The organism is Streptomyces sp. Je 1-79 (assembly GCF_025195125.1).
GTDB lineage: Bacteria > Actinomycetota > Actinomycetes > Streptomycetales > Streptomycetaceae > Streptomyces.
On the sequence record NZ_JAMGSL010000007.1, the window covers coordinates 91,436 to 115,069 of the forward strand.

Annotated in this window: 20 protein-coding genes; 7 read left to right on the top strand and 13 right to left on the bottom strand. The window is 74.9% G+C overall.

Features of this window, described 5'->3' with window-relative positions:
- Positions 1 to 96: 96 nt before the first annotated feature.
- Positions 97 to 1,011 (top strand): NAD(P)-dependent oxidoreductase, encoded by a 915-nt coding sequence (locus M5362_RS15630; protein WP_260228143.1) that lies wholly within the window; start codon positions 97 to 99, stop codon positions 1,009 to 1,011.
- Between the two features lie 309 nt (positions 1,012 to 1,320).
- Here M5362_RS15630 and M5362_RS15635 read toward each other — a convergent pair whose 3' ends face one another.
- Entirely contained in the window at positions 1,321 to 2,451 is a 1,131-nt protein-coding gene (locus M5362_RS15635; RefSeq protein ID WP_260228144.1) for a DUF2786 domain-containing protein, read from the bottom strand.
- Between the two features lie 206 nt (positions 2,452 to 2,657).
- On the opposite strand from M5362_RS15635, the gene M5362_RS15640 reads away from it, so the two are divergent.
- Both M5362_RS15640 and M5362_RS15645 read left to right on the top strand, forming a co-directional pair.
- Positions 2,658 to 3,443 carry an ABC transporter ATP-binding protein gene (locus M5362_RS15640; protein ID WP_260228145.1) on the top strand — a complete coding sequence of 262 codons (786 nt, stop codon included), beginning with the start codon at positions 2,658 to 2,660 and terminating at the stop codon, positions 3,441 to 3,443.
- Positions 3,437 to 5,524, top strand: coding sequence for an FtsX-like permease family protein (locus tag M5362_RS15645; RefSeq protein ID WP_260228146.1), 2,088 nt, complete (start codon positions 3,437 to 3,439; stop codon positions 5,522 to 5,524). The genes M5362_RS15640 and M5362_RS15645 overlap by 7 nt, the downstream gene beginning before the upstream one ends.
- A 238-nt stretch (positions 5,525 to 5,762) precedes the next feature.
- Here M5362_RS15645 and M5362_RS15650 read toward each other — a convergent pair whose 3' ends face one another.
- Positions 5,763 to 6,371: a hypothetical protein gene (locus M5362_RS15650; RefSeq protein WP_260228147.1), complete on the bottom strand. Its 609-nt coding sequence runs from the start codon at positions 6,369 to 6,371 to the stop codon at positions 5,763 to 5,765.
- A 99-nt stretch (positions 6,372 to 6,470) separates the two neighbouring features.
- On the bottom strand, positions 6,471 to 7,388 hold the full coding sequence (locus tag M5362_RS15655; RefSeq protein ID WP_260228148.1) for an NADP-dependent oxidoreductase: 918 nt from the start codon (positions 7,386 to 7,388) through the stop codon (positions 6,471 to 6,473).
- Between the two features lie 126 nt (positions 7,389 to 7,514).
- On the opposite strand from M5362_RS15655, the gene M5362_RS33150 reads away from it, so the two are divergent.
- On the top strand, positions 7,515 to 8,759 hold the full coding sequence (locus M5362_RS33150; RefSeq protein WP_308354876.1) for a LuxR C-terminal-related transcriptional regulator: 1,245 nt from the start codon (positions 7,515 to 7,517) through the stop codon (positions 8,757 to 8,759).
- Positions 8,760 to 8,885: 126 nt separating this feature from the next.
- The gene (locus tag M5362_RS15665; protein ID WP_260228149.1) at positions 8,886 to 10,583 is read left to right on the top strand and encodes a bifunctional 3'-5' exonuclease/DNA polymerase; all 1,698 of its coding nucleotides are present in this window, start codon (positions 8,886 to 8,888) and stop codon (positions 10,581 to 10,583) included.
- A gap of 140 nt (positions 10,584 to 10,723) precedes the next feature.
- Here M5362_RS15665 and M5362_RS15670 read toward each other — a convergent pair whose 3' ends face one another.
- Together M5362_RS15670 and M5362_RS15675 are read right to left on the bottom strand one after the other, a co-directional pair.
- Positions 10,724 to 12,001 (bottom strand): hypothetical protein, encoded by a 1,278-nt coding sequence (locus tag M5362_RS15670; RefSeq protein ID WP_260228150.1) that lies wholly within the window; start codon positions 11,999 to 12,001, stop codon positions 10,724 to 10,726.
- 61 nt (positions 12,002 to 12,062) lie between these two features.
- Positions 12,063 to 12,572 carry a SigE family RNA polymerase sigma factor gene (locus tag M5362_RS15675; RefSeq protein ID WP_260228151.1) on the bottom strand — a complete coding sequence of 170 codons (510 nt, stop codon included), beginning with the start codon at positions 12,570 to 12,572 and terminating at the stop codon, positions 12,063 to 12,065.
- A gap of 135 nt (positions 12,573 to 12,707) precedes the next feature.
- On the opposite strand from M5362_RS15675, the gene M5362_RS15680 reads away from it, so the two are divergent.
- Both M5362_RS15680 and M5362_RS15685 read left to right on the top strand, forming a co-directional pair.
- A complete protein-coding gene (locus M5362_RS15680) occupies positions 12,708 to 13,094 on the top strand; it encodes a DUF6479 family protein (RefSeq protein WP_260228152.1) in 387 nt (128 codons plus the stop codon).
- A gap of 66 nt (positions 13,095 to 13,160) precedes the next feature.
- A complete protein-coding gene (locus M5362_RS15685) occupies positions 13,161 to 14,033 on the top strand; it encodes a sigma factor-like helix-turn-helix DNA-binding protein (protein ID WP_260228153.1) in 873 nt (290 codons plus the stop codon).
- 126 nt (positions 14,034 to 14,159) lie between these two features.
- Here the strand turns inward: M5362_RS15685 and M5362_RS15690 are convergent, their stop codons facing one another.
- The 8 genes from M5362_RS15690 to M5362_RS15725 all read right to left on the bottom strand — a co-directional run bounded on the left by M5362_RS15690 (position 14,160) and on the right by M5362_RS15725 (position 23,494).
- Positions 14,160 to 14,870, bottom strand: a complete 711-nt coding sequence (locus M5362_RS15690) for a pyridoxamine 5'-phosphate oxidase family protein (protein WP_260228154.1) — start codon at positions 14,868 to 14,870, stop codon at positions 14,160 to 14,162.
- Between the two features lie 53 nt (positions 14,871 to 14,923).
- Entirely contained in the window at positions 14,924 to 16,240 is a 1,317-nt protein-coding gene (locus tag M5362_RS15695) for a lysine N(6)-hydroxylase/L-ornithine N(5)-oxygenase family protein (protein WP_260228155.1), read from the bottom strand.
- A 17-nt stretch (positions 16,241 to 16,257) separates the two neighbouring features.
- The gene (locus M5362_RS15700) at positions 16,258 to 17,508 is read right to left on the bottom strand and encodes an APC family permease (RefSeq protein WP_260228156.1); all 1,251 of its coding nucleotides are present in this window, start codon (positions 17,506 to 17,508) and stop codon (positions 16,258 to 16,260) included.
- Between the two features lie 118 nt (positions 17,509 to 17,626).
- Positions 17,627 to 20,047 (bottom strand): FAD-dependent oxidoreductase, encoded by a 2,421-nt coding sequence (locus M5362_RS15705; RefSeq protein ID WP_260228157.1) that lies wholly within the window; start codon positions 20,045 to 20,047, stop codon positions 17,627 to 17,629.
- Positions 20,040 to 21,629: a class I tRNA ligase family protein gene (locus M5362_RS15710; RefSeq protein ID WP_260228158.1), complete on the bottom strand. Its 1,590-nt coding sequence runs from the start codon at positions 21,627 to 21,629 to the stop codon at positions 20,040 to 20,042. The genes M5362_RS15705 and M5362_RS15710 overlap by 8 nt, the downstream gene beginning before the upstream one ends.
- Entirely contained in the window at positions 21,626 to 22,129 is a 504-nt protein-coding gene (locus M5362_RS15715; RefSeq protein WP_260228159.1) for a cupin domain-containing protein, read from the bottom strand. Before M5362_RS15715 ends, M5362_RS15710 begins: the two co-directional genes overlap by 4 nt.
- Positions 22,130 to 22,386: 257 nt before the next feature.
- Complete coding sequence (locus M5362_RS15720) at positions 22,387 to 23,283, bottom strand: hypothetical protein (protein ID WP_260228160.1); 897 nt, start codon at positions 23,281 to 23,283, stop codon at positions 22,387 to 22,389.
- A 4-nt stretch (positions 23,284 to 23,287) separates the two neighbouring features.
- Complete coding sequence (locus M5362_RS15725; RefSeq protein WP_260228161.1) at positions 23,288 to 23,494, bottom strand: hypothetical protein; 207 nt, start codon at positions 23,492 to 23,494, stop codon at positions 23,288 to 23,290.
- Between the last annotated feature and the right edge of the window lie 140 nt (positions 23,495 to 23,634).

Genomic DNA, 23,634 nt, shown 5'->3' on the forward strand with positions numbered 1-23,634 from the left:
AACGGCGCACCGGGATGAACGGGGCATTTCCCCCCGCCCGCCCTGGGGCCCGGGTCGCTTCCGGCGATGTCACGTTCGGCGGCCCATGCTCGTCCCATGAGCATGACCGACACCAAGAACGTGCTGCTGGCAGGGGCGAGCGGGGTCTTCGGACGCCACGTCGCCGAGGAGCTCACCGAGGCCGGGCACACCGTGCTGGGGCTGGGGCGCGGGGCGGAGAACGAGGTCGTCGCCGACCTCATGGACCGGGACGGGCTGCTCCGTGCGGTGGAGGGGCTGGAGATCGACACCGTCGTCCACGCGGCGACCGCCCTGCGGGAGCCTCCGATGAGACACCGGGACATGGACGCGACCGACGCGCTGCGGGTCACGGGGACCGCCCATCTCGTCGAGGCGGCCCGGGCGGTGGGTGCACGGCGGATGATCGCCGAGTCGATGGTCTTCGGGTACGGCTACGGGGACTTCGGGAACCGGGTGATCACGGAGGACGACGTCTTCGGCCCGGTCGGCCTCGACGCGCCGTCCCAGCGGCACGTGGACGCCATGCGGACCAAGGAGCGGCTGATGCTCGGGGCCGGGGGGATCGAGGGCGTCGCGCTGCGGTTCGGCCTCTTCTACGGGCCCGGCGGCACCGAGACCGTGGTGGACCTGCTGCGGAGGCGGAAGCTGCCGGCGGTCGCCGACCGGGGCCGGGTGCTGCCGTGGGTCCACCTCCAGGACGCGGCGCGCGCGGTGGCGCTGGCGGTCGAGCGCGGGCGGCCGGGACAGGCGTACAACATCGTGGACGACGGCCCGATGGGCTTCGGCGCGCATGTGCGGGCGGTCGCCGCGGTGTTCGGCACGCCGAGGCCGCTGACCGTCCCGGCCTGGCTGACCCGGCCGATGCCGTACGCCCACCGGGTCTGCACCAGCAGCCTGCTCGTCTCCCCCGCCAAGGCCGAGGCCGAACTCGGCTGGACCCCGCGCTACCCCGACTGCGCGTCGGGCCTCGCCGCGCTGACCGAGTGGTGACCGGGGGTGGGCCGGGGGCGGGGCGGGGGGCCACGCCGGACGGGCCCCGGTGCCGGCCCGGCCACGTGCGACGGGGCCACCTGCGACGGGGCCGATGCCGGGGCAGGGCCGCGCGCGGCGGGCCCGACGCCGGCCGAGCCGCGTCGGGCGGGCCCGATGCCGGCCGAGCCGCGTCCGGCGGGCCCGATGCCGGCCGAGCCGCGTCCGGCGGGCCCGACGCCGGAGCAGGGCCGCGCCCCGCCGGGGTCGATGCCCGGCGCAAGACCGCGCCCGGCCGCCCTGCTCCTCCCCCCGCGCGGGCGGGACGCCTCAGTGCCTGTCGCGGATCTCGCGGTGGCCGCGGCCCAGGCCCGCCGCGTTCGCGGCCGTCGTGCCGTGGGTCCAGCCCGCCTCGTCCCACATCGCGCGGACGCGGGTCGTGCGGGTCTCGGGGAACATCTCGTCCGCCCGGGACGTGACCGCGACCTCCCGCGAGGCGAGCGCCGGAAGGAGGCTGGGGGCCTCGGCGGCGACGCGTCGCGTCGTGGTCGCGAGGCGGTCGCCCAGCCGGTTCGCGTACGCGAGCAGGAACGACTGGCGGAAGGACTTCGTGCGCTTGCGGCCGCCCGCCCGCTGCTCCGCCTCCGCCCGTGTCATCGCCGCCGTGCCCTGGACCAGGAGCGAGGTGTAGAGCAGCTCCACCGGTTCCAGGTCCGCCTCGAAGCCGACCACGGTCGAGAAGCCGTACGGCTCGTTCCACACCGCACGGCAGTGGTTCGCCGTCGCCACCGCGTCCAGCAGGATCGCCTTGGCCTGCTCGTAGGGCGGCTCGACCCCGATCCGGATCGCCCCCGGCACGTCCCCGGAGGGCGTACGGGACTCCAGCGCCGCCTCGTCCAGGCTGTGGCGGGCCATCAGCTCCTGGGCCTTGGCGGTCAGCGCCTCCGCCTCCTCCGGGTAGCCCGTCGCCTCCGCCTTCGCGAGCAGGGCCCGTACGCGCGTCAGCATCCGCGGCTCCCCCGCGACGGCTGCCGGGAGGGCGTCCCCGGGCACCGGGCCCACCGGCTCCAGGGACGGCAGCCTGACGAGCAGGCGGTACAGCTCCAGGGTCGTCGTCGCCGAGGAGAAGCGGTCCGCGCGGGCGGGCGCGGTGTCCAGGTCGGACAGTTGCGCGGCCCACCGGTGCGGCAGGCGTTCGTAGCGCCCCGTCTCCGAGGCGATCAGGGCGCCGGCGAGCCGCACGTGCTCCTCCGCCAACTCCCGCCGCACCAGCCGTACGAGATCCGCCGGCTGCCAGCCCCGCTCCCACGCCCGCCGCACGAACTCCTCGCCCCGGAGGGTCAGTTCCGCGTCCGCCGACCGGTCGGCGGCGAGCAGCGACGCCGCCGTGTCCAGGGCCGTGTCGTCGTTCGTGTACAGGGCCTCGAATGCCTTCTCGACCGTACTCCTCGTCGTACTCACGACGGCTTCGCGTCCCCTTCCTCGCGCGCCCGCCTCCCTACGAGACGCGCGCGCTCCTTCCAGAATGATCCTCACCGAACAGGATCACGAAATCGGGGGGAGCACGCTGACCGGGTGGGCCGTACGCGGGAGGTAGGGCCAGGCATACCCCGCGGACGCCCTCCAGTGGTCGTGATCGGCGGACGCGGAAACGGTTCGCTTGAGCCATGACAACGACGCGCTCCGACACCGCTGTTCGGCTCACCGGCCTCCGCCGCCACCACCGCGACGTCCGCGCCCTCGACGGCGTCGACCTGGACTTCCGTACCGGGACCTTCACCGCCGTCATGGGCCCCTCCGGCTCCGGCAAGTCCACGCTGCTCCAGTGCGCCGCCGGACTCGACCGGCCGACCGGCGGGACGGTCGAGGTGGGCGGGGTCGCTCTGGAGGGGCTGAGCGAGCGCCGGCTGACGCTGCTGCGGCGGGACCGGATCGGGTTCGTCTTCCAGTCGTTCAACCTGCTGCCCTCGCTGACCGCCGCGCAGAACGTGGCGCTGCCGCTGCGGCTGGCCGGGCGGCGGGTGCCCCGCGGCGAGGTGCGGGCGGCGCTGGAGCGCGTCGGACTCGGCGGACGGGAGAGACACCGTCCCGGGGAGCTGTCCGGCGGTCAGCAGCAACGGGTCGCGATCGCCCGGGCCTTGATCACCCGGCCCGCGGTGCTCTTCGGGGACGAGCCGACCGGGGCGCTGGACTCCGCCACCAGCCGTGAGGTGCTGACGATGCTGCGGGAGCTGGTCGACCGGGACGGCCAGACGATCGTCATGGTGACGCACGACCCGGTGGCGGCGGCGCGGGCGGACCGGGTGGTCTTCCTCGTCGACGGTCGGGTGGAGGGTGAGCTGTCCGCGCCGACGGTCGAGCGCGTCGCGGCCCGTATGGCGGGCCTGGAGACGGCGGCGGGGACGGCCGCGGACGCGACGAGCGCGTACGGGACGGGGGCCCTCGCATGCTGACCGTCGTCCTCTCCGGCCTGCGGGCCCGCTGGGCCGCCTTCCTCGGCAGCTTCGTCGCCCTCGCCCTCGGTGTCGGGCTGCTCGCCGTCATGGGCCTCGGCCTCGCCTCGACCGTCGACGCGCCGGAGCGCGCGCCGCAGCGGTTCGCCTCGGCGCCGGTGGTCGTGAAGGGGCGCGACGCGGTCACCGTCGACGTACGGCGGGGTCCCGACAAGGCCACGGTCTCGCAGCGGCTCGACCGTCCACAGCCTGTGGATATCGAACTGCTTGCCGAGCTGAAGGCCCGCTGGACCGTCACCACCGCCGGCGGCCCCGACGCCGTCGGCGTCCACGGCCCGGCCGCCGAGGTCCGTGCGCTGGTCGACGGGCGCGGGCAGGTGCTCACCGGGGACGACCGGCGGCTCGCCGACCCCGGGCCCGAGCGGGACGCCCAGGCGCTCGTCGCCCTCAACTCCCTGCTCGGCACCGCCGGTGGTGTCACCACCTTCGTCTCCGTCTTCGTCGTCGCCTCCACGTTCGCGTTCGCGGTCGCCCTGCGGCGACGCGAGTTCGGGCTGCTGCGGACGGCGGGCGCGACGCCCGGCCAGGTGCGGCGGATGCTGCTCGCGGAGGCCGCGGGCGTCGGGATCCTCGCCTCGGCCGCCGGGTGCGCGCTTGGCGCGTGGGGTGCGCCGTGGCTGGCGCGAGTGCTCGTGGACGGCGGGCTCGCCCCCGACTGGTTCACGATCGGCGACGCCGCCTGGCCCTTCCACACGGCCTTCTGGACCGGGGTGACCGTCGCCCTCACGGGCGCCTTCGCCGCCTCCCGCCGGGCCGGGAGGGTCGGCCCTGCGGCCGCGCTGCGCGAGGCGGACGTCGACACGGACGTCCTGCCGCTCGGCCGGGCGCTGCTCGGCACGGGGCTGCTGGTCACCGGCGCGGCGCTGCTCCTCTGGACCTGCGCCACCGAGCCTTCGGAGCTGCTCAAGCGCAAGACGTACACGACCCTGCCGATGCTTCTGATCACCGGCGCGGCGCTGCTCGCCCCGGTGCTCGTCCGGCCGGTGGCGCGGGCGCTGCGGCTGCCGGGGGCGACGGGGATGCTCGTACGGGAGAACAGCGCGGCGGCCGTCCGCCGTACCTCCGCCGTCGCCGCACCGGTCCTGGTCACGGTCGCGCTGGCCGGCTCGCTCCTGGGCGCGGCGACGACGGTGACGAGCACGAAGGCGGCGGAGGCGCGGGAGCAGACCCGCGCGGAGTGGGTGGTGGCCGGGGCGGACCTGCGGCCGGTGCCCGGTGCCTCGGCGACCGCGACGACGTCCGTCTTCGTACGGGACGGGGACGCGGCGCTCGTGAAGTACGGGGCCCGGGCGGTCTCCGACCCGGCGGCCTTCGCGGAGCTCGCCCGGCTGCCCGTGGTGGCGGGGGACCTGGCCGATCTCGACGACCGGTCGATCGTCGTCAACGAGGAGTGGGAGCGGCGGACGGTCGGCGAGCAGGTCGACGTCTGGCTCGCGGACGGCAGCGGGCCGGTACGGCTGCGGGTGGTGGCGGTCCTGGCGCTCGGGACGGGCGACAACGGCCCGTACGTGACACGGGCCAACGCTCCGGGCGCGACGGTGGACCGGGTCGAGGCGGCCGGCACGGGCCCGGAGGCCCTCGCGGCGTCCGGCGGACCCGTGCGCACCGTGGAGGAGTGGGCCGCCGCCACGCACCCCACGGCCGGCCCGGAGACCCGACTCGGGCTGCTCCTGGTCCTCGGCATCGCCCTCGTCTACACCGTGATCGCGCTCGCCAACACGCTGCTGATGGCGACCTCGGCACGGGGCGCGGAGCTGGCCTCGCTCCGGCTGGCCGGCGCGACGCGTACCCAGATCCTGCGGGTGGTGACGGGCGAGGCGGCCCTGGCCGTGGCGATCGGGGCGGTCCTCGGCCTGGCGGTGACGGCGGCCTGTCTGGGGGTCCTGGGGGCGGGGCTCGCGGCCCTGTCCGCGCCGGTCTCCCTCGCGGTGCCGTGGACGGCGGTCGGCGCGGCGGCGGGGGTGTGCGGCCTGGTCGCGACGGTGTCCGCGGCGCTCCCCGCGTGGCGCCTGACGCGCTGAGCGGGGAAGGTGGGTGGACGGGGCGGTGACCGGGGTCGGAGCCGGGTCACCGCCCCACCCTGTCAGTGACCGCGGCCGGACCACGCCCCCGCCATGACGGTGACGTGGGCCGGACCACGCCCCCGCCCTGTCAGTGACCGGGTCCGGGGCCGGTCCACACCCCCGCCGTGTCAGTGGCCGCGGCCGGGCCACGCCCCCGCCGTGACGGTGACGTGGGCCGGACCACGCCCCCGCTCTGTCACGCGCCGTTCTTGATCCGCTCGACCTGGTGGACCGCCGCCCGGTTCACGTTGCCGAGCTCGGTCTCGATCGCCCGGACGTACGCGACGACGCCGCCGACGCGCAGGTACACATGGGTCACCCGGCTGCTGGACGCGAACGCGTCGGTCTCGTCCGCGCCGGCCTCGACCCGCACCGGCTCGGGCGCGTCGCCGTCGCTCCGCTCCTCGTCCGCCAGCCCCTTCATCACCACGGCCGCGGCCGCCGGCGAATCGAACGAGACAAGGGTGAACTCGAGCTTGCCGTCGTCCGAGGACCCCCTGACCGCAAGCTCCTGGTGACCCGCCGCCACCAGCCCCTCGCACGCGGTCCCGCTCTCCTCGGCGCAGAACTCACGCGCCTCCTGCCCCTGGGCCACCACCGCCTCGTCGCCCGAGAAGATGTCACCCAGGCTGGTCTCGGTCGGAAGAGCCGCCCGTATCTGCTCCGCGGTCAGCGCGACGGGAGCCACCTTCCCGTCCGCACCGAGCGCCGAGGTGCCGCCGTCGCCCCCGCACCCGGTCAGCGCCGCCACCAGCGCCGCCACGCACACTGTCCCCCGAACCACGGCCTTCACCCTGAACTCCATTCATCTCTCCGTCGCTTGATCACCTCACTTAAACATCAGCCGGTCCGTGTCCCGCACGCCGGTGCCGGTCATCACGAAAGCCTCACTCGGCGCGGACTGCTACGGCAGCAGGATCAACTTGCCGCGCGCGTGGCCCGATTCGCTGAGTTCCTGGGCCCTGGCCCCCTCCTTCAGGGGCAGGATCTCCGCGACACGGACGGTGAGTTCGCCCGCGACCGCCAGGCGGGCGTGGGCGGTCAGCCAGGCGCGGGCGGTCTCCGGAGCGACCGTGACGCCGCTGAAGACGATGCCGTGCTCCTCCGCGTCCACGGCCGCGATCGTCACGATGCGGTCCTTCGCGCCGCCCGTCAGCTCGATCGAGACCGGCAGCGTGTCGTGGCCGGCCGCGTCGAAGACCGCGTCGACGCCCTGGGGCGCGGCCGCCCGGACCCGGTCGGCCAGACCGTCGCCGTACGTCACCGGGACCGCGCCGAGCGAGCGCAGGTACGCGTGGTTGGACTCCGAGGCGGTACCGATCACGGTCACACCCGCGGCCACGGCGAGCTGGACGGCCACCGAGCCGACCACGCCCGCGGCGCCGTGCAGCAGGAGGGTCTCGCCCTGCACCACCCCGAGCAGGTCCAGGACCCGCTGGGCGGTCTCCCCGGCCACCGGGAGGCTCGCGGCCTGCTCCCAGGTCAGTCCGGCCGGCTTGGGGGCGAAGACCTCGGCCAGGGCGTACTCGGCGTAGGCGCCGGTCGTGGTCCAGCCGAACACCTCGTCACCGACCTCGACGCCCGTCACGCCCGGCCCCAGCGCGTCCACCGTTCCCGCGAACTCCAGGCCGGGCACGGCGGGGAACGTCGTCGGGTAGAACCGCTCCACCCAGCCGTAACGGCGCTTGTGGTCGACGGGGTTGACGCCCACGGCGGCCACCTTGACGCGGACCGCTCCACGGTTCGGCTCGGGAACCGCGGCCCCGGTCTCGTGGCGCAGCACTTCCGGGCCGCCGAACTCCTCGTACGTGATCGCTTCCATCGCATCCTCCTCGGTTCGGCCTCCAGCTTCGATCACCTGCCCCCTCCCACCGGCCCGCCCAACGGCCAGTCCCACCTGGCCGAAAGGCCGGGCGGTCCGCTCGGACGCGTGACTACGCTGCCTCGCATGGACGCGCACACACTGAACTCCGCGTACGAGATCGTCCGGCAGCCGCTCGGCCAGATCCTGCCCCGGCTGTCGGCCGTCCTCGACCCGCTGATCCCGCACCGGGCCGCCGCCGAACTCGCCACGCACTGCGCCCACTCCCCGTACAAGACCGTCGGCGACTCGGCCCTCCCGACCGCCGCCGAACTCACCCCGCTGCTGACCTCCGGCACACCCGGCAGCCCGTGGCAGGGCAGGGCGGCGGTCGGCGGCACGGAACGCGAGGTCGTCGCCGTCACCAGCGACGCGACCGCCCGCCGTTCCGTCCTCGTGCTCGTACGGGAGGACGGCGCCGAGCCGGTGCCCGGCGGGACCCTGGCCGTCGCGCAGGCCCTCTGGGACCTGGTGACCAGTCACTTCGACCGGTTCGCGACGGAGGCGATGCCCGGCGCCCTGGCCCGTTCGCGGGCCGCGGCCGACACCCGGGCGCGGGTGATCGCCGAGCTGACGACGGCGCACTCGGCGGCGCTCTCCGGGATCCTCGGGGTGCTCCGCAGCCGGGCCCTGGACGACACGTCGGCCCGGGTCACCGCCACCGACCTGGCCGTCAACGCGCTGATCGAGATGCGGGCCGAGTCGAAGCGGGACCGCTCGGTCGCCGAGGAGCCCGCCCGCGAGGCGTTCGAACGGCTGGCGGACGGGCTGCGGACGATGCTGCGGCACAGTGCCGTCCGGCTCGAACTCGGCCCGCCGGACTCCGCCCGCTCGCTGGCGGCGGACGTGGCGCACGGCGCCCGGGCGATCGTCCGGGCGCTGCTGATCGTCGTCCTGGAGCAGGAATCGGTGGGCCGGGTCCACGTCGGCTGGCAGATCACGGAGCACGAACTGCGGGCGACGCTGCGGGACGACGGCGCCGGCGCGCTGGACGACTGCGACATGGGGGCGGGCAGCATCACCGACCGGCTGGAGGTGCTCGGGGGCCGGCTGGAGATCGACGCGGTCCCGGGCTGGGGTACGACGATCACGGCGACCGTCCCCCTGGCCACCGCCGACGCGCCGCTCGCGGCGGTGGACCCGCTCACCGGCCTCGGCGGGCGGGAGCTGGAGGTCCTGACCCACCTCGCGCTCGGGCACCGCAACCGGCAGATCGCGCAGGAGCTGCACATCAGCGAGTCGACGGTGAAGTTCCACGTCGCCAACATCCTGACGAAGCTCGGCGTCGCCTCACGGGGCGAGGCGGCCGCGCTCTTCCACAGGGCGGCGTGACGGGGGGCGCCGGCGGCGAGGTGGCCCGGGGTCGGCCTGGGCATGACCGGGGTCGGCGGGGCGGCCGAGGGTCCGCCCGGCGGTGCGGGAGCGGTGTTGTCAGTGGCGGGTGCCAGACTCGCACCCATGAGCGAGAGGTGGGCGCTGGCCGCCGAGGCGGAGGGGGACGGGGCGCGGCTCGTCCCCCTCGGCCCCGACGGGCTGCCCGCCGGTCCCGTCCTGCGCGAGCCGGACCTCGTCGAGGCCGTCCGTTCCCGGCCCGGCGTCGCCCGCTGGGTGTGGCGGTCCACCGCCGAGGTCCATCCGCGGCTCCTCGCCGCCGGGGTGCGCGTCGAGCGGTGTTACGACATCGAGGTCGCCGAGGGGCTCCTCCTCGGCCACGAGGGGCGGCTCGGGGAGCCCCGGTCCGCGGCCGCCGCCCTCGCGCGCCTGCGGAACGCTCCCGTACCGCCGGATCCACCCCAGAGGGCGGCCGAGCCCGGCTCGCAGGACTCGCTCTTCGAGGCGAGACCCAGCGCCACGGCCGTCCCCTTCGAGGACCTCCTCGCCGTCTACGCGGAGCAGCAGCGCCGCCACGACCGGGCCGAGCACCCGGGGCGGATGCGGCTGCTCACGGCCGCCGAGTCCGCGGGCATGCTCGTGGCGATCGAGATGAACCGGGCCGGGCTCCCCTGGCGCGCCGACGTGCACCGGGAGCTGCTGCACGAGCTGCTGGGCGAGCGGTACGCGGGTGGCGGTGAGCCCCGGCGCCTCGCCGAGCTCGCCGACGAGGTCTCGGCCGCCTTCGGCCGCCGCGTCCGCCCCGATCTGCCCGCCGACGTCGTCAAGGCCTTCGCCCAGGCCGGGATCCGGCTGCGGTCCACCCGCCGCTGGGAGCTGGAGGAGATCGACCACCCGGCGGTGGCACCGCTCGTCGCGTACAAGAAGCTGTACCGGATCTGGACCGCCCACGGCTGGTCCTGGCTCCAGGACTGGGTGCGCGACGGGCGCTTCCGGCCCGAGTACCTGCCCGGGGGCACCGTCAGCGGCCGCTGGACGACCAACGGCGGCGGCGCCCTGCAGATCCCCAAGGTCATCCGGCGGGCCGTGGTGGCCGACGAGGGCTGGCGGCTCGTGGTCGCCGACGCCGACCAGATGGAGCCCCGGGTGCTGGCCGCGATCTCCCGCGACGCCGGTCTGATGGAGGTCGCCGGACACCCCGACGACCTGTACCGCCGGCTGTCGGACCGGGCGTTCTCCGGCGACCGCGACCACGCCAAGATCGCCCTGCTGGGGGCGATCTACGGCCAGACCAGCGGCGACGGCCTGAAGAACCTGGCCGCGCTGCGCCGCCGTTACCCCCGGGCCGTCGCCTACGTCGACGACGCGGCGAAGGCCGGTGAGGAGGGCCGGCTCGTACGGACCTGGCTCGGCCGGACCAGCCCGCGGGCCGTCGGCGCCGGCGCGGACGAGGAGGCGGGCATTCCGCAGGAGGGCGGCGACGAACCGGTCGCCGGGGAGGGCGAGTTCACGCCCGGGTACGCCTCCGGCAACGCACGGGCGCGCGGCCGGTTCACCCGTAACTTCGTCGTCCAGGGCAGCGCGGCGGACTGGGCGCTGCTGATGCTCGCCGCGTTGCGCCGCGCCCTCGGGGGGATGCGGGCGGAGCTGGTCTTCTTCCAGCACGACGAGGTGATCGTGCACTGCCCGGCGGAGGAGGCGGAGGCCGTGACGGAGGCGATCCGCGCTGCCGGGGACGAGGCCGGGCGAATCGCCTTCGGCCCGACGCCGGTACGTTTTCCGTTCACGACGGCGACGGTCGAGCGCTACGCGGACGCCAAATAGCCGACGCCGGACGGGCCGACGCCCTACGGGCCGACGCCGGACGGGCGGCCGACGGAACGGACCGACGCCGTACGGACCGGCAGCGGACGGGCCGGGCCCCCGCCGGGGCCCGTCCCAACCCACCCACCTTCCCGGCGCCGTTACTTCGCCTCGAACCTCGCCCACTTGCCGCTGAGGGCGATCGACGTGAGCTGCTCCGTCGTCAGTGCCGGCTCGGCGCGCGTCGCGGCCTCGTTCTGTGCTCCGGTGTTGAAGGCGGAGACCACCACGCGGAAGCCGGACGGGGTGATCGTGTCGGCCGTCCACCAGACCACACCCGCACCGCCCTTCTCACCGGGCTGCCGCACCACCTTCACCAGCCGCCCGTCGGGCAGCTCGGTGGCCCCGGCGAAGAGCTCGCCGGCGACGTCGCCCATCCGGTTCTGCACGTTGACCTGCACGAGGCTCTTGCCCTTGCCGTCGTTCACGACCACGTACGCGAAGTCGCCGTCGCCGCCCTTGGAGACCACCTTCAGGCCCTTGGGGAGCAACGACCGCAGGGTCGCCCGCACGGCCGCGCCGTCCACCTGCGGCGGTGCGGTGTCCCCGCCCGGCACGGACTTCGTCTTCTCGGGCACGGTCAGCTGCTTGAGCAGCGGCCGCCACCCCTGGGCCGTGACCAGCGTCCTCAGCTGGGCCGGGCTGAAGGGCGGGTCCGTGCGGGTGACGGCGGAGCCCTTCTCGCCGGGGGCGTTGTACTCGCTCGCGTCGATCAGGAAGCCGTCCTCGGTGAGCAGAACCGCCCGCCAGTTCTTCGTCTCCACCCGCTTGTCCGGGTACTCGTACCCCTGGAAGACCATCAGCCGGTCGCCGTTCGGAAGCACCTCGCTGGTGCAGGCGTCGTGCGGCACATAGGTCTTGTCCGGGCACTCCACCTGGCCCGCACCGGCCTCCTGGCTCTCCCCGGCGCGGAAGAGGCCGACGGAGACGGCCGAGGCGCCCTTGCCGTCCTCGTAGACGCCCGTGACGTGCTCGCCGGTGCCGTTCTCGTTCTCGATGGTCCACGTTCCGGCGGGGGTGTTCGCCTTGAGGACGGCGGCCAGGTCCTCGACCGCGAGCGGGGACCGAGGCCCCCGCTTGTCGGCCGGCTTCGACGTGGACCTCGGCGCGGCGACCGAGGAGCCCCCCTGGTCCCCGCCCGGACGCAGCAGCTCACCGCCGTACACCCCGCCGACGCCCACCACCGCGAACGCCAGCACACCGCCGGTCACCGCGAACGCGCGGCGGCGCATCAGCCGGCGCCGACCGCGGGTCAGGCCGCCCGCCACCAGCCCGCGGCCGTCGTCCGTGGCGAATCCGTCGCCGGTGCGGCGCAGCGCCTCACCGAGCTCCTCCGCGAAACCGTCGTGTCCCTCGTCGTGTCCCTCGTTCTGAGGCATGCCGAATCACCGTCTCCGGTCCATGAGTGAAAGAAGAAAGAAGCCTGCGAACGTACGTAGGTCAGCGCGAGGCGAACTCGACGATGCTGCCGCCGAGCCGCTCCCGGAGCTTGCCGAGGGCCCGCACCGAGCGGGTGCGGACCGCCGCGGAGCTCACCTGGAGCGCCTGCGCCGTCTCCTCGACGCTGCGGTCCTCCCAGTACCGCAGCACCACCACCGCCCGGTCCTTGGGCGCGAGCGCCGCCAGCGCGTCGAGCAGGGCGATCCGCAGCGCCGGATCGTCGCCGTTCTCGGGCGGCCTGTCGGGCAGCTCACCGAGTGGACGTTCGGTCGCGGAGCGTCGCCGCCGGTGGCTGAGGAACGTACGCACCAGGACGGTCTGCGCGTAACCGGCCGGGTTGCCGATCCGCTGGACGCGGCCCCACAGGCTGTACATCCGGCCCAGCGTCTCCTGGACCAGATCCTCGGCGAGATGGGTGTCCCCGCTGGTCAGCAGGCATGCCGACCGGAAGAGATGGCCCGTCCTCGCCGTGGCGAACTCCAGGAACCCGTCCGCGCGGGACTGTCTCATGTCCCTCCCCTCCGCCGCCGTGGTCGCCGTACACCTTGATGACGCGATGGACCCGGGGAAATGTTTCACCTGAGGTTCTACGAGTTCGGACCCCGCCGAATGTCCTGAATGCTCAGGATTGGGTATCTCTGGTACATGAACGGATTTCTCGTGGATTCCGCAGGGGTCACGACGGCGGCCGGTGTGTGGCAGTCCGGGATGGCCCAGGTTCTCGGCGGCCTGGTCGTGGTCGCCGTACTCATCGGCGCCTTTTGGTTCGGGATGAGGGTCCGGGACAAGGAGTCCCCGACGCCCAAGCCGGAGGACCAGCCGCACCGGCCGGAGGGCGGGCTTCCCGGAGAGACGTCCGAGTACCGCAAGTCGACGGAGATGCCCCAGACCGACGGCGAGCACCGGCTCATGCCGTACGAGCTGAAGAGGGGCTCGGAGGATTCACCCGAACCGCCGAGCGAGGAGAAGCGCAAGTGGGGCGGCATCTCCAGCGGCGGCTTCGGCAGCGGGGGTACGGGGCACGGCGACTGAGCCGTGGTCGACCACGCCGTACGTCACGACGATCACGACCGGGGCGCGGAGGAGCCCGGGGCCCGGTTGCGCGCTGTCGCGTACGGGATGCTGGGCTCGTCCGCCGAGGCGGAGGAAGCGGTGCGGGAGGCGTTGGCGGCGCGGGAGGCGCGGCGGCTGAGCGGCGCCGAGGGCACCGGCACCGGCACCGGCTCCGATACCGACTCCGTCGCCGACTCCGACGCCGGGGAGATGACCGCCGCGGTGGCCCGGGCGTGCCTGGCCAGGCTGCGGTCGCGCGAGTCGCGGCGCGAGGACCCGTGGGATCCGTGGGACCCGCGGACGGCCGGTGAGCCGGGCAGCCCGCGCCGGTCCGAGGAGGCGGCCCTGGAGACGCTGCCTCCCAGCGAGCGGGTGGCGTTCGTGCTGCACGAGATGTTCGCGGCGCCCGTCGAGGGGATCGCCCCGATCGTGGACCGTACGCCCGCGGCCACCCGGCAGCTCGTGAGCCGGGCGCGGACGCGGGTGCGGGGCACGGAGGAGATGCCGGAGCCCGACCTTCCGCGCCAGCGCGAGGTCGTGGCCGCGCTGCTCGCCGCCGCACGCGGCGGGGACCCGGACACGCTGCGCGCGCTGCTCGACCCGGACGTACTACTGCGGGCGGACGCCGAGGCGGCACGGTCGGGCGCGACGACCGCCCACGGCGCCCGGGCGGTCGCGGAGAGTCTCGCCGAGCGGGCCCGGACGGCCCGGATGGCGCTGATGGACGGCGCGGCCTGCCTCGTGGACGCCCCGGACGGCCCGGAAGGCGGCCCGGAAGGCGGCCCGGGAGGCGGCCCGGGAGGCGGTCCGAGGGCCGTGATCGCCTTCACTGTGATCGAAGGCCGTGTCACAGCCGCGGACATCCTGATGGACCCCAGCCACCTCGGCCGCCTGGGCCTGCGGGCCCCGGCGCAGTGATCCGCCGGGCGCGGAGCCGCCGAGCGGCCTGTCCTGTGGATCAGGCCGGATCTGGGAGCAGGCGTGCCAGGGCGTGCCAGGCGCCGCGAACCCGGCACGATCCGAAAGGCAGGCCCAAGGCAGGCCCTACTCCGAAGGCCCGGACGGAGCCGCCGAGCGGCCCGCGCGGTCCGCGATGTGGGCCGGCGGTGCGATGCCCGCCGGGAGCACCGGGTCGGCGATCGGGGTGCCGAAGGCGGTGACGACCGGAAGGACACCGGCCCACAGCCCCAGTTCGGCGTCCGGACTGTCGCCGTCGTCCGGCGGGCCGGAGGCGATCTTCACCGACGCCTCGGTGAGGTCGAGGGCGAGCAGCGAGGTCGCCGCCAGCTCCTTACGGCTCGGCCGGCGGGCGTACTCCCACTGACCCGGCGCGCACTGCTCGGTCAGCGCCCGCAGCCCGCGCAGCTTCTCCTCGGGGTCGGTCACCTCCTGGGGGACGCCGTAGACCATCGCGCACCGGTAGTTGACGCCGTGCTCGAAGACGGAACGGGCGAGCACCAGTCCGTCGACGTGCGTCACGGTGACGCAGACGGTGGCGTCGGGCGCCTGGACCAGGCTGCGGCTGGCGACCGAGCCGTGGAGGTAGAGACGGTCGCCCTCGGTGCCGTACGCGGTGGGCACCACCATCGGCGTGCCGTCGACGGTGACACCGAGGTGGCAGAGGAACCCGGCGGCGAGCACCGCGTCCAGATCGGCACGCCGGTGGCTCCCCTTGTGCCGCATCCGGCGCAGCCTGGTGCGCTCGGTGGGGGCGGGTTCGTCCGGCGCGGGTAGCTGTTCGACGGCGGTGCTCATCGTGTCCTCTTCGTAGGGGTCGTGCGGGTGTGCTTCCGGGTGTTCTACGGGCTTCAGCCGCGGGCCGCCACCGGTGCCCGCCTGTCGGAACGGCGTCCGGCGGCCAGCGAGTCGCAGATCTCGCCCGCCCGCACGGCGGCCATCGACAGCAGGTTCGCGGTGATGCCGTGGCTGTGCTCGGTGCCGCCCATCAGATAGACACCGGCCTCCAGCTCCGGCCCGGTCTCCACCCGGTAGTCGCGGCGCACCCGCAGCCGGCCGTCCTCGTCCCGGGCGCAGGCCGCGTCCAGGCCGCCGAGCAGCCTGGCCGGGTCGGGCTCGGTGTAACCGGTGGCATAGACGACGGCGTCGGCGGTGAGTGCCTCGCTCTCGCCGGTCGCGAGGTTCCGCACCGTCACACGCACCTCGTCGGCCCCCTCCTCGACCGAGGTGAGCCGTGAGGCGCCCATGATGCGCAGCCGCCGCTCGCCGCGGACCTTCTCCTGGTAGGAGCGGCGGTACAGCTCCTCGATGAGGTCCATGTCCACCACGCCGTAGTTGGTGTTGCGGTGGTAGTCCATCAACTGTCGGCGCACCTCGGGGTCGGCGCCGTGGTAGAGGCCGACGGCCTCCGGATCGAAGATGCGGTTGGCGTACGGGCTGTCGTCGGCGGGGCTGTAGCCGTAGCGCGTGTGGACGGCGACGACCTCGGCGTTCTCGTACGTACGGTGGAGGTGGTCGGCGATCTCGGCGGCGCTCTGTCCGGCGCCGGCCACCACGAAACGGCGCGGGTCCGCGGACGGCAGCGTGGCGAGGCGGTGCAGGAACTCGCTGCTGTGCCAGAGACGTTCGGAGGAGGACACGCCCTCGGGCAGGCGCGGCACGAGCCCGGTGCCCAGGACGAGGTTGCGCGCCCGGTAGGTCACCGCCCCGGCCTCCCCGATCGCGGCGACGTCGACCTCGACGACCGGGCCGACCTGGGTGGAGGAGCGGATCGCGGTGACTTCGAGGCCGTAGTTGACCATGTGGTCGACACCGTCGGCGGCCCACTGGAGATAGTCGTGGAACTCCTCGCGGGTGGGGAACAGCACCTTGTGGTTGATGAAGTCGACGAGCCGGCCGCGGTCGTGGAGGTACGGCACGAAGCCGAAGCGGCTGACCGGATTGCGCATCGTGGCCAGGTCCTTGAGGAACGAGACCTGCATCGTGGCGTCCGGGATCAGCATGCCGCGGTGCCAGCCGAAGGCGGGCTGCTTCTCCAGGAAGACGGCCGTGAGCTTCTCGTCGGGCGCGGCCCGCTCGTTGTACTCCTCGATGGCGATGGCCAGGGCGAGGTTGGCGGGGCCGAAGCCGACGCCGACGACGTCGTAGACGGGCGTGGTCTCGTTCATGGCGGGGCCTTTCGGTGTCAGGAGGTCGTGCGGGCGGTGACGGCGGCGCAGCCGGCGGCGAGGAGCAGCGCAAGGAGCAGCCCCGTACCGGCGAAGGAGAGGAAGACGGCGGCGATCACGAGGGTCACGACGGCGGTGGTGCGCAGGGCGCGGCCGGTGCCGCGGGCCCGGAGGGCGGCGACGGCGGCGGCCACGTAGAGCAGCAGGAATCCGCTGCTGGTGACGATGAGGACGATCTCCTCGCCGGTGCCGGTGAAGAGGAGGGCGGTGAGGACGGCGGTGTACGCGAGGGTCAGCACGACCGTCGCGGGCACCGGCCGGTCGGCGAGGACGCGGGGCAGGATGCGGTCGCGGGCGGCGGCCCGTACGACACGGGTGGCGCCGAGGACCCAGGCGTTGGTGGCGACGACGGCGAGACCGAGGGCGAGCAGGTCGCCGACGACGGCGCCGGTCTCACCGAGGGAGGCGCCCAACAGGGCGGTGATGACGACCGGTTCGTCGCCGGGTACGGCCAGGTAGGCGGCGGTCACGGCGGCGTACAGCAGCCCGACGATGGGCACGGCCCAGCGGATCGCACGGCGGTAGCTGCGTGCGGGGTCGTCGACCTGCTCGGCGAGGGTGGAGACGTTCTCCCAGCCGAGGAAGGAGAAGAAGGCGGTGACGACGGCGATGCCGACGCCGCCCCAGCCCTGCGTCAGGAACGGCGTGTACTCCCCCGCGTCGAACCGCGGCGCGGCGATCACCACGGCCCCGCCGAGCCCGAGGAGCAGCACGACGAGCGAGGCGGCCTGGACGCGGGCCCCTGCGGCGAGGCCGAGCAGGGTGAACGCGGCGGAGAGGGCCATGAAGCCCATGGCGAGGGGGTAGACGGGCCCGTCGGGCTGCCCGAGCAGGCCGAGGAGGCAGCGGGCGGAGACGATGCCCATGACGGGGTTGCCGATGACGTACGTCGCGACGAGCAGCAGCGCGGCGGCCCGCCCGGGCCTCGCGCCGAGTCCCGCGCCGACCATGGCGGCGAGCCCGGAGGCGTCGGGGCGCCAGGCGGACATCTCGGCGAAGAACCGCGCGAACGGATAGGAGCAGACGGCGAGCGCCAGCCAGGCCAGCACGGAGGCCGGCCCGGCCTGCCGCTCGGTCAGCCCGGGCACGAGCAGGATCCCGGTGCCGACGAGGCTGCTGACATAGAACACGACGAGCGCCCGAACCCCGAGCCGCCCCGACGGGGCGACCTTGCCGGGCGGGGCGGGACGGTCCATGAGGTCGGTCATGGGGTCACCTCCGGTGGTGGATGGACGGGTCGGGTGGGGGTGAGGGCGCGGGGCCTGTGGTGACAGTGCGGGGAGGAGCCGCGGCGGCCAGGGCGGGGGAGAGCGGTGGCGGACGGGTTCAGGTGTTCCTCACGGCGTCCAGCGCCTCCGCCGCCGCGAGTTCGGCCGCCGCCGGGGCCGTCTTGAAGCCCGCGCCGGACCAGCCCGTGGCGAGGACGATGCGACTGCCCGGCCGTTCGCGGCCGAGGTGGGGCAGGGAGTGCGGGGTGTACAGGTCGACCCCCTGGCGGCCGCCGAGGAAGCGGGCCGACGGGTCCGCCAGCCAGGGCCAGCGGACCGCCGCGCCCTGGCGGATGTACGCCACGTGCTCGTCGGTGAGCGTGTCCTCGCCGCCGGCGGGTACGTCCCACTCGTCGACGGGCCGCCCCGCCATGTACCCGCCGGCCGCCTCCCCGGTGACCTGTGGCCTCCCCCAGACCCCGGTCACCATGTCGACGACGGTCGGCAGCCCGGCCGTGTCCGGGTGGTGGAAGAAGCCGTAGCGGATGCTCTTCGTCCGCCCCGCGTCCGAGCCGCTCAGCCGGTGCCCGGCGATCGCCCCGGTGCCGCTGCCCGCCGCCAGGACGACGGCCGACGCCTCGACGGGCCCGCCCGGTTCCAGCAGGACCCGCACCCGGTCGGCGCCGGGCGGCGCGACCAGCTCCCGCACCCGCGCGGGCAGCAGGATCGCCCCGCGGGCCAGGGCCCGGTCCCGGTACACGCGCGCGGTGCGCGGCGGATCCGCGTACCCGCCCTGCGGCTCCCACACGGCCGCGGTCACCCCGCCGACCGCGAGCCCGGGGAAGCGTTCCCTCAGCGCCCCCGGTTCCAGCAACGCGGCGGGCACTCCCGCCCCGTTGAGCTCGGCGACCCCCTTCTCGGCCTGCTCCAGGTCGGTGTCGCCGCACAGCACCAGCGACCCCGTCGGCACGAAGCCGTACGGTCCCGGCACCAGAGCCGCGGGCCCCCAGGCCAGCTGGTGGCTGCGCAGCGCGAGCCCCCGCAGGTACGGATCGGCCTCGAAGGCCCGTACGAGCCCCCCGGACCACGCCGTGGCGTGGTCCCGGCGCCCGTCCATCGGCGCGACGAGCGCCACCCGCGCACCCTGCCGGGCGAGCACGGCGGCGGTCGCCGAGCCGACGACGCCGGCTCCGACGACGATCACGTCGTAGGCCCGTCCGCGATGCCCGCCGCCCGAGGCCCGCCCACGCGGCGGCGCCGGCACGCGGGCCAGGTCCCATCCGACGCTCCCCTCCACCGGCTCACCGAGCGCGGTGAAGGCCCGGTCGGCATGGGTGCGTACGGCGGCCAGCAGGGTGCGGCCGGTCCGCTCCGGGTCCTCGGTGAGCGCGCGGGTGGCCGCCGCGAAGGCGGCCATGACGTGCGCCTCGGGCCCGCCACGCATCCGGGCCACCCGGGCGTCCCGGCCCGCGTCCCCGAGGAGCTCGGCGAACTCCTCGACCGCGCAGTCGTCGGTGAAGTACAGCGCCCCGCCGAACCCGGCCTCCCGCCACTCCCGCCCGACACGCGCCGCCCCGCCGTGCGTCCCGCAGACGACGAGCGCGGTGAGCTCCGCGGCTTCGGACCCGGGTGCGGGGACGAGGGCGGGTGCGGGCACGACCGCCGGTTCGGCGTCCGGTCCTCCGGCCGGCGCGGCCGCCGTGACGCCGGTCGCGAGCGGCCCGAGACCCGGCACGGCACCGGTCGCGGGGCCGCTGCCGTCCGAGACCACCGGCCCCGCCGGGACCGGTACCCGCCCGTCGTGCCCCTTCCTCCGCTCGTCCCGCCACTCGTCCCGTACGAGCCGCGCCAGGCCCTCCCCATACGCCGTCCCGTCGTGCGTGACGGCGATCCGGGTGTGGCCGGCGGACCGGACGGCTGTGCGCAGGTCCCGTGCCTGGGCCCGGTCGTCCGGGCACCAGCGAAGAACGGTGCCCGCGCTGTCGGTCAGCAGACCGGGCGTGGTGGCGAGGGGCAGCAGGACCGGGAGCCCGCCCGCCCGGTAGACGGGCAGGGCGGCGCGCGCACCGGCGCTGTTGAAGTGGCCGATCACCAGCGTGTGCCGGCCCTCGGCGACGACGGCCTCGGCGATCTGCCGGGCGGTCTCCGCCTCCCCCCGGTCGTCGTACAGCTCCCAGTCGACGGCCCCGTGCAGGCCCGCGGCCCGCTCCAGATGCTCACCCCAGGCGGCCCGGCCGCCGGAGAAGGGCCCGACGACGGCCCCCCGCGGCAGCCCGCCCTCGGCGCCCGCCCCGCCCGACCCCGGGACACCCGGGACGCCCAGGACACCCGGGACACCCGGGACACCCGGGACACCCGGGACACCCGGGACGCCCAGGACGCCCAGGACGCCCGGGGCACCCGGGGCACCCGGGGCACCCGGGGCACCCGACGATGGGACAGCACCGGTGAGACCCGACGGATCGTCCGCACCCCGGGAGCCCGACGGATCGCCCGCGTCCGCCCGACCGGCCGGGCCGTCCCCCATGGCCTCAGCCACCGAAGACCGTCCCCGGCCAGGCCGCCAGCGGCGCCCCCGGGACCAGTGGCGTCAGGGCCACCGCGTCCACGGGCCGTACCGCCGGGAGCCCGAGGAGTTCCGCGAGCCGCGCCGAGCCGTAGGGCAGTGCCGGGGCCGCCCACGCCGACAGCGCGGCGGCCACGGCGAGCTGGGCGGCCAGCGCCGCCCGGTACGCCGAGGCGCCGTCCGGCCGCTCCGCCTCGAAGCCGTTGACGTACCCGAAGTCCTCGGCCAGCGCCACGACCTCGTCGAGCAGCGCGACCGCCCGCCGGGCGTCGTACCCCTCGACCCCGTACGCCTCCCGCAGCTGACCGACGGTCTCCGTCAGCCGGGCGCGCAGCCGCTCCCACGCCGCCCCGCGCGGGGCCTCCGCCGGGACCAGGCCCCCGCCCTCGGCGACGGCGGCGAACAGCCGGCCGAGCCAGCCGTCCCACCGCTCCGCGAGCCGGGTGCGGCTGATCTCCAGGGCGGATGAACTGAAACTGGTCTGGCGCCCGTTGGGCCGGTCCGCCAGCACGTGGTACCGCAGGACGTCCGCGCTCGTACGGGCCAGCTCCTCGTGCGCCCAGATCGCGTGCCGCCGGCTGGTGGAGAACTTCAGCCCTTCGAGCCGGTAGAACTCGTTGACGACGAAGGCCCGCGGGAGCGCGATCTCCGCGTCGTACGCCCGGAACGCCGCCGGGAAGAGCACGGCGTGGAAGTAGCCGTTGTCGAAGCCGAAGAACTGCACGGGCGCGGGCGCCGGGCCGGTCTCCCCGGTGCCGGTCCACTCCAGCAGATAGCCGGGGGCCATCTCGAACCAGACGTAGATCCGCTGCTCGGTGAAGCCGGGGACGGGTACCGGAACGCCCCATTCGGAGGGGTGGCTGACCGCGATCTCGGGCAGTCCCTCGTCCCGCATCCACTCGCACAGCGACCGCAGGTGCGGAGGCATGTCGACCTCGGCCCAGTAGTCGGTGAGCTGCTCCTCGAAGGGGGCGAGGGGGAAGTAGAGCCGTTCGCAGTCGCGGAGTTCGGGGGTGTCGCCGCAGACGGTGCAGACCGGGTCGATCAGGTCTGCGCAGTCGTTGGGGCGGCCGCAGGGCTCGCAGGCGTTGCCGTTGGAGGCGGAGCCGCAGTGCGGGCAGCCGCCCTTGAGGTACGCCTCGTAGAGCCAGCGCTCGCAGCCGGTGCAGTACGGCAGCGGTCGCGTACGGGCGACGATGTGCCCGGCGTCGTACAGCTCGTGGAAGAACTCCTGGACGGCCATCTGGTAGCCGACGTCGCGGCGCGGGCGGACGATCGCGTCGAAGTCGGCGCCCGCCCGCTCCCACACGGACTCGATGGAGGCGCCGTAGCCGTCGGCGACCTCCTCGCCCTTGCGGCCCCCGTCGTTGAGACCGCGGACGGGGACGTAGCTCTGGTTGTCGTCGAGACCGGTGGTGTACCGGACGCGGCCGCCCTCGGCCACGAGGAAGCGGCGCAGGACGTCGCCGGCGAGATAGGGCCCCGCGAGATGACCGATGTGCAGGTCGCCGTTGGGGGTGGGCGGGGTGGCGGTGATCCAGTGCGTCGCGCTCACGCCGCGACCTCCTCGTTCTCGGTACGGACGGCGGTCTCGCGCAGCGGCCAGTAGAGGGAGACCCAGCTCAGCTCCACGGCACCGGTGTTGTGGACGACGTGCTCCTGGTTGCGGGGCAGGACGACGAGGTCGCCGGCGTGGAACGGCGGTTCGAGGACGCCGTCGAGGGTCACGCTGCCGGTGCCGGAGAGGATGAGCATGACCTCGTCCTGGTTGTGGCAGTCGGGGTCGGAGTCACCGCCGGGCGCGAGGAAGCAGGCCATGGCGCCGACCGGCGGATCCTCGTCGGCGCCGGCCCACGGGATGAGCCGCTGGCAGGCGAGGCCGAACTCCTCCTTGGCGGAACTGCGGTCGATACGGAAGCGGTTCGGGGTGCGGTCGGCCATGGCGCCTCCTGTGCGATGAGCGGTCGTGGTGGTGTCGGTGGTGGTGTCGCCCCCGTACGGGGTGGCGGCGACGGCCGGCTCCCCCGGGGGCGGGATGGGCGCGGTGAAGGGCATACGGGTCTCCTGGAACGGGCGGCGAGTGGCGGTCACGGGCGGCGGGCACGGGCGGCGAGTGGCGGCCACGGGCGGGCGACGCCGGGTGGGCGCGCGGCGGGCGCAGACGGGCGACGCCGGGTGCGGGCGAGCGCCGGGCACGGGCGCGCGGTGAGCGGCGCGCGGCGCGGATGCGGGAGAGGGCGACGTAAGGCGCCGGACGGTGTGCGTGCCCCGGGGCGCTCACTCCACCTCCGGGTGCGCGCCACCGGCGCGTCTCACTCCGCCCCGTACCCCCGCACCGCCGCGACGGGGATCCGGGCGAGGCCGGCCATGACCTGGCGCGGCCCGGCGCCCCACGCGTACCGCCGCTTCATCGGGGCGAAGTGCGTGGCGACCAGTTCGAGGAGCGGACCGAGGTCGTCGGGCGTGGCGCCGAGCAGTGCGAGCAGCTGTTCGGTGCGGGTCATCCCCGCCCCGGGCCCGATCCCGTGGACCGCGGCGTCCTGCCAGGTGGCGCCGGCGCTGCGGGCCACCACGGTGTTGTGCAGGGCGAAGCCCTGGTTGTCGAGGGCGTGGATGCCGACCGGCGCGGCGACGGCGGCGCGCGTGGACTGGACGAGTTCGATCACCCGCTCGGGGCGGAGCGAGCCGAGCGAGTCGACGAGGAAGACGGCGTCGAGCGGGCCGAGGGCCGCCGTGTCGTCGAGACAGCGGTCGAGTTCGGGGTACGAGGCGAGGTCGATCTCGGTGAGGAGGAGACAGACGCCGAACCCGGCCTCGCGCAGCCGGCCGAGCGGGGCGGCGGCGCGCGCCACCTGGTCGTAGCGGACGGCCAGGCGCACCAGGCCGACGGGGAGAGGGAGACCCGCGATCCGGTCGGCGATGCGGTCGGCCGCCGTGGTCGAATCGGCCTCCACCGAAGGGAGTTCGGCGGCGTCGAGGAGGACGGCGAACCGCGGCCCGTGCCATGCGGCGCGGGCGGCGACCGCGATGCCGTCCGGCAGGATGTCACCCGGCCGCCCACCGGCCGCCGGGTCCTGGACGCGCCCCAGCTCGATGACGTCGATGCCGAGCCGCGCGCAGACCGCGAGGTAGTCGGCGACCAGTTGGGGTGACGGCGTGGCGCCGGTGAGCTGCCCGGTGGTGCGCAGGGTGCAGTCGAGCAGCGTCATGCGGTCATCCCCAGCCGGTGTCGTTCGTGCCGGGACCGGGGACGGGAGCGCCCCAGCCGGTGTCGTAGGTGCCGCTCACGACCGCCGCTCCCCATCCCGTGTCGTCGGTGCGGGCGCCGTTTCCGGCGATCTGCGTTCCGGTGACGGTGCCGAGGCCCGCGAGGGCGAGGGTCAGGGTGGCGAGCACGGTGGTGCGGATCCGCCGCTTCATGTCGTCTGCTCTCTCTTCCGTTACGTAAGTCCGGTTGATTTCAAGGGATGTGCACGGCTCGCGTGCTTCACGAGCTCTGTGAGCTTTGACCTTGTGGGCGGTGAGATGAACGTATCCGGGATTGCATGACTATCGGGCGG

Excerpts from the sequence above, each read along its gene's own strand:
- M5362_RS15715 (WP_260228159.1), bottom strand. The coding sequence starts at position 22,129 with ATGCCCTTCACCGCGCCCATCCCGCCCCCGGGGGAGCCGGCCGTCGCC.
- M5362_RS15670 (WP_260228150.1), bottom strand. The coding sequence starts at position 12,001 with ATGCCTCAGAACGAGGGACACGACGAGGGACACGACGGTTTCGCGGAG.
- M5362_RS15720 (WP_260228160.1), bottom strand. The coding sequence starts at position 23,283 with ATGACGCTGCTCGACTGCACCCTGCGCACCACCGGGCAGCTCACCGGC.
- M5362_RS15650 (WP_260228147.1), bottom strand. The coding sequence starts at position 6,371 with ATGGAGTTCAGGGTGAAGGCCGTGGTTCGGGGGACAGTGTGCGTGGCG.
- M5362_RS15680 (WP_260228152.1), top strand. The coding sequence starts at position 12,708 with ATGAACGGATTTCTCGTGGATTCCGCAGGGGTCACGACGGCGGCCGGT.
- M5362_RS15690 (WP_260228154.1), bottom strand. The coding sequence starts at position 14,870 with ATGAGCACCGCCGTCGAACAGCTACCCGCGCCGGACGAACCCGCCCCC.
- M5362_RS15640 (WP_260228145.1), top strand. The coding sequence starts at position 2,658 with ATGACAACGACGCGCTCCGACACCGCTGTTCGGCTCACCGGCCTCCGC.
- M5362_RS15645 (WP_260228146.1), top strand. The coding sequence starts at position 3,437 with ATGCTGACCGTCGTCCTCTCCGGCCTGCGGGCCCGCTGGGCCGCCTTC.
- M5362_RS15655 (WP_260228148.1), bottom strand. The coding sequence starts at position 7,388 with ATGGAAGCGATCACGTACGAGGAGTTCGGCGGCCCGGAAGTGCTGCGC.
- M5362_RS15700 (WP_260228156.1), bottom strand. The coding sequence starts at position 17,508 with ATGACCGACCTCATGGACCGTCCCGCCCCGCCCGGCAAGGTCGCCCCG.
- M5362_RS15725 (WP_260228161.1), bottom strand. The coding sequence starts at position 23,494 with ATGAAGCGGCGGATCCGCACCACCGTGCTCGCCACCCTGACCCTCGCC.
- M5362_RS15665 (WP_260228149.1), top strand. The coding sequence starts at position 8,886 with ATGAGCGAGAGGTGGGCGCTGGCCGCCGAGGCGGAGGGGGACGGGGCG.
- M5362_RS15630 (WP_260228143.1), top strand. The coding sequence starts at position 97 with ATGAGCATGACCGACACCAAGAACGTGCTGCTGGCAGGGGCGAGCGGG.
- M5362_RS15695 (WP_260228155.1), bottom strand. The coding sequence starts at position 16,240 with ATGAACGAGACCACGCCCGTCTACGACGTCGTCGGCGTCGGCTTCGGC.
- M5362_RS15675 (WP_260228151.1), bottom strand. The coding sequence starts at position 12,572 with ATGAGACAGTCCCGCGCGGACGGGTTCCTGGAGTTCGCCACGGCGAGG.
- M5362_RS33150 (WP_308354876.1), top strand. The coding sequence starts at position 7,515 with ATGGACGCGCACACACTGAACTCCGCGTACGAGATCGTCCGGCAGCCG.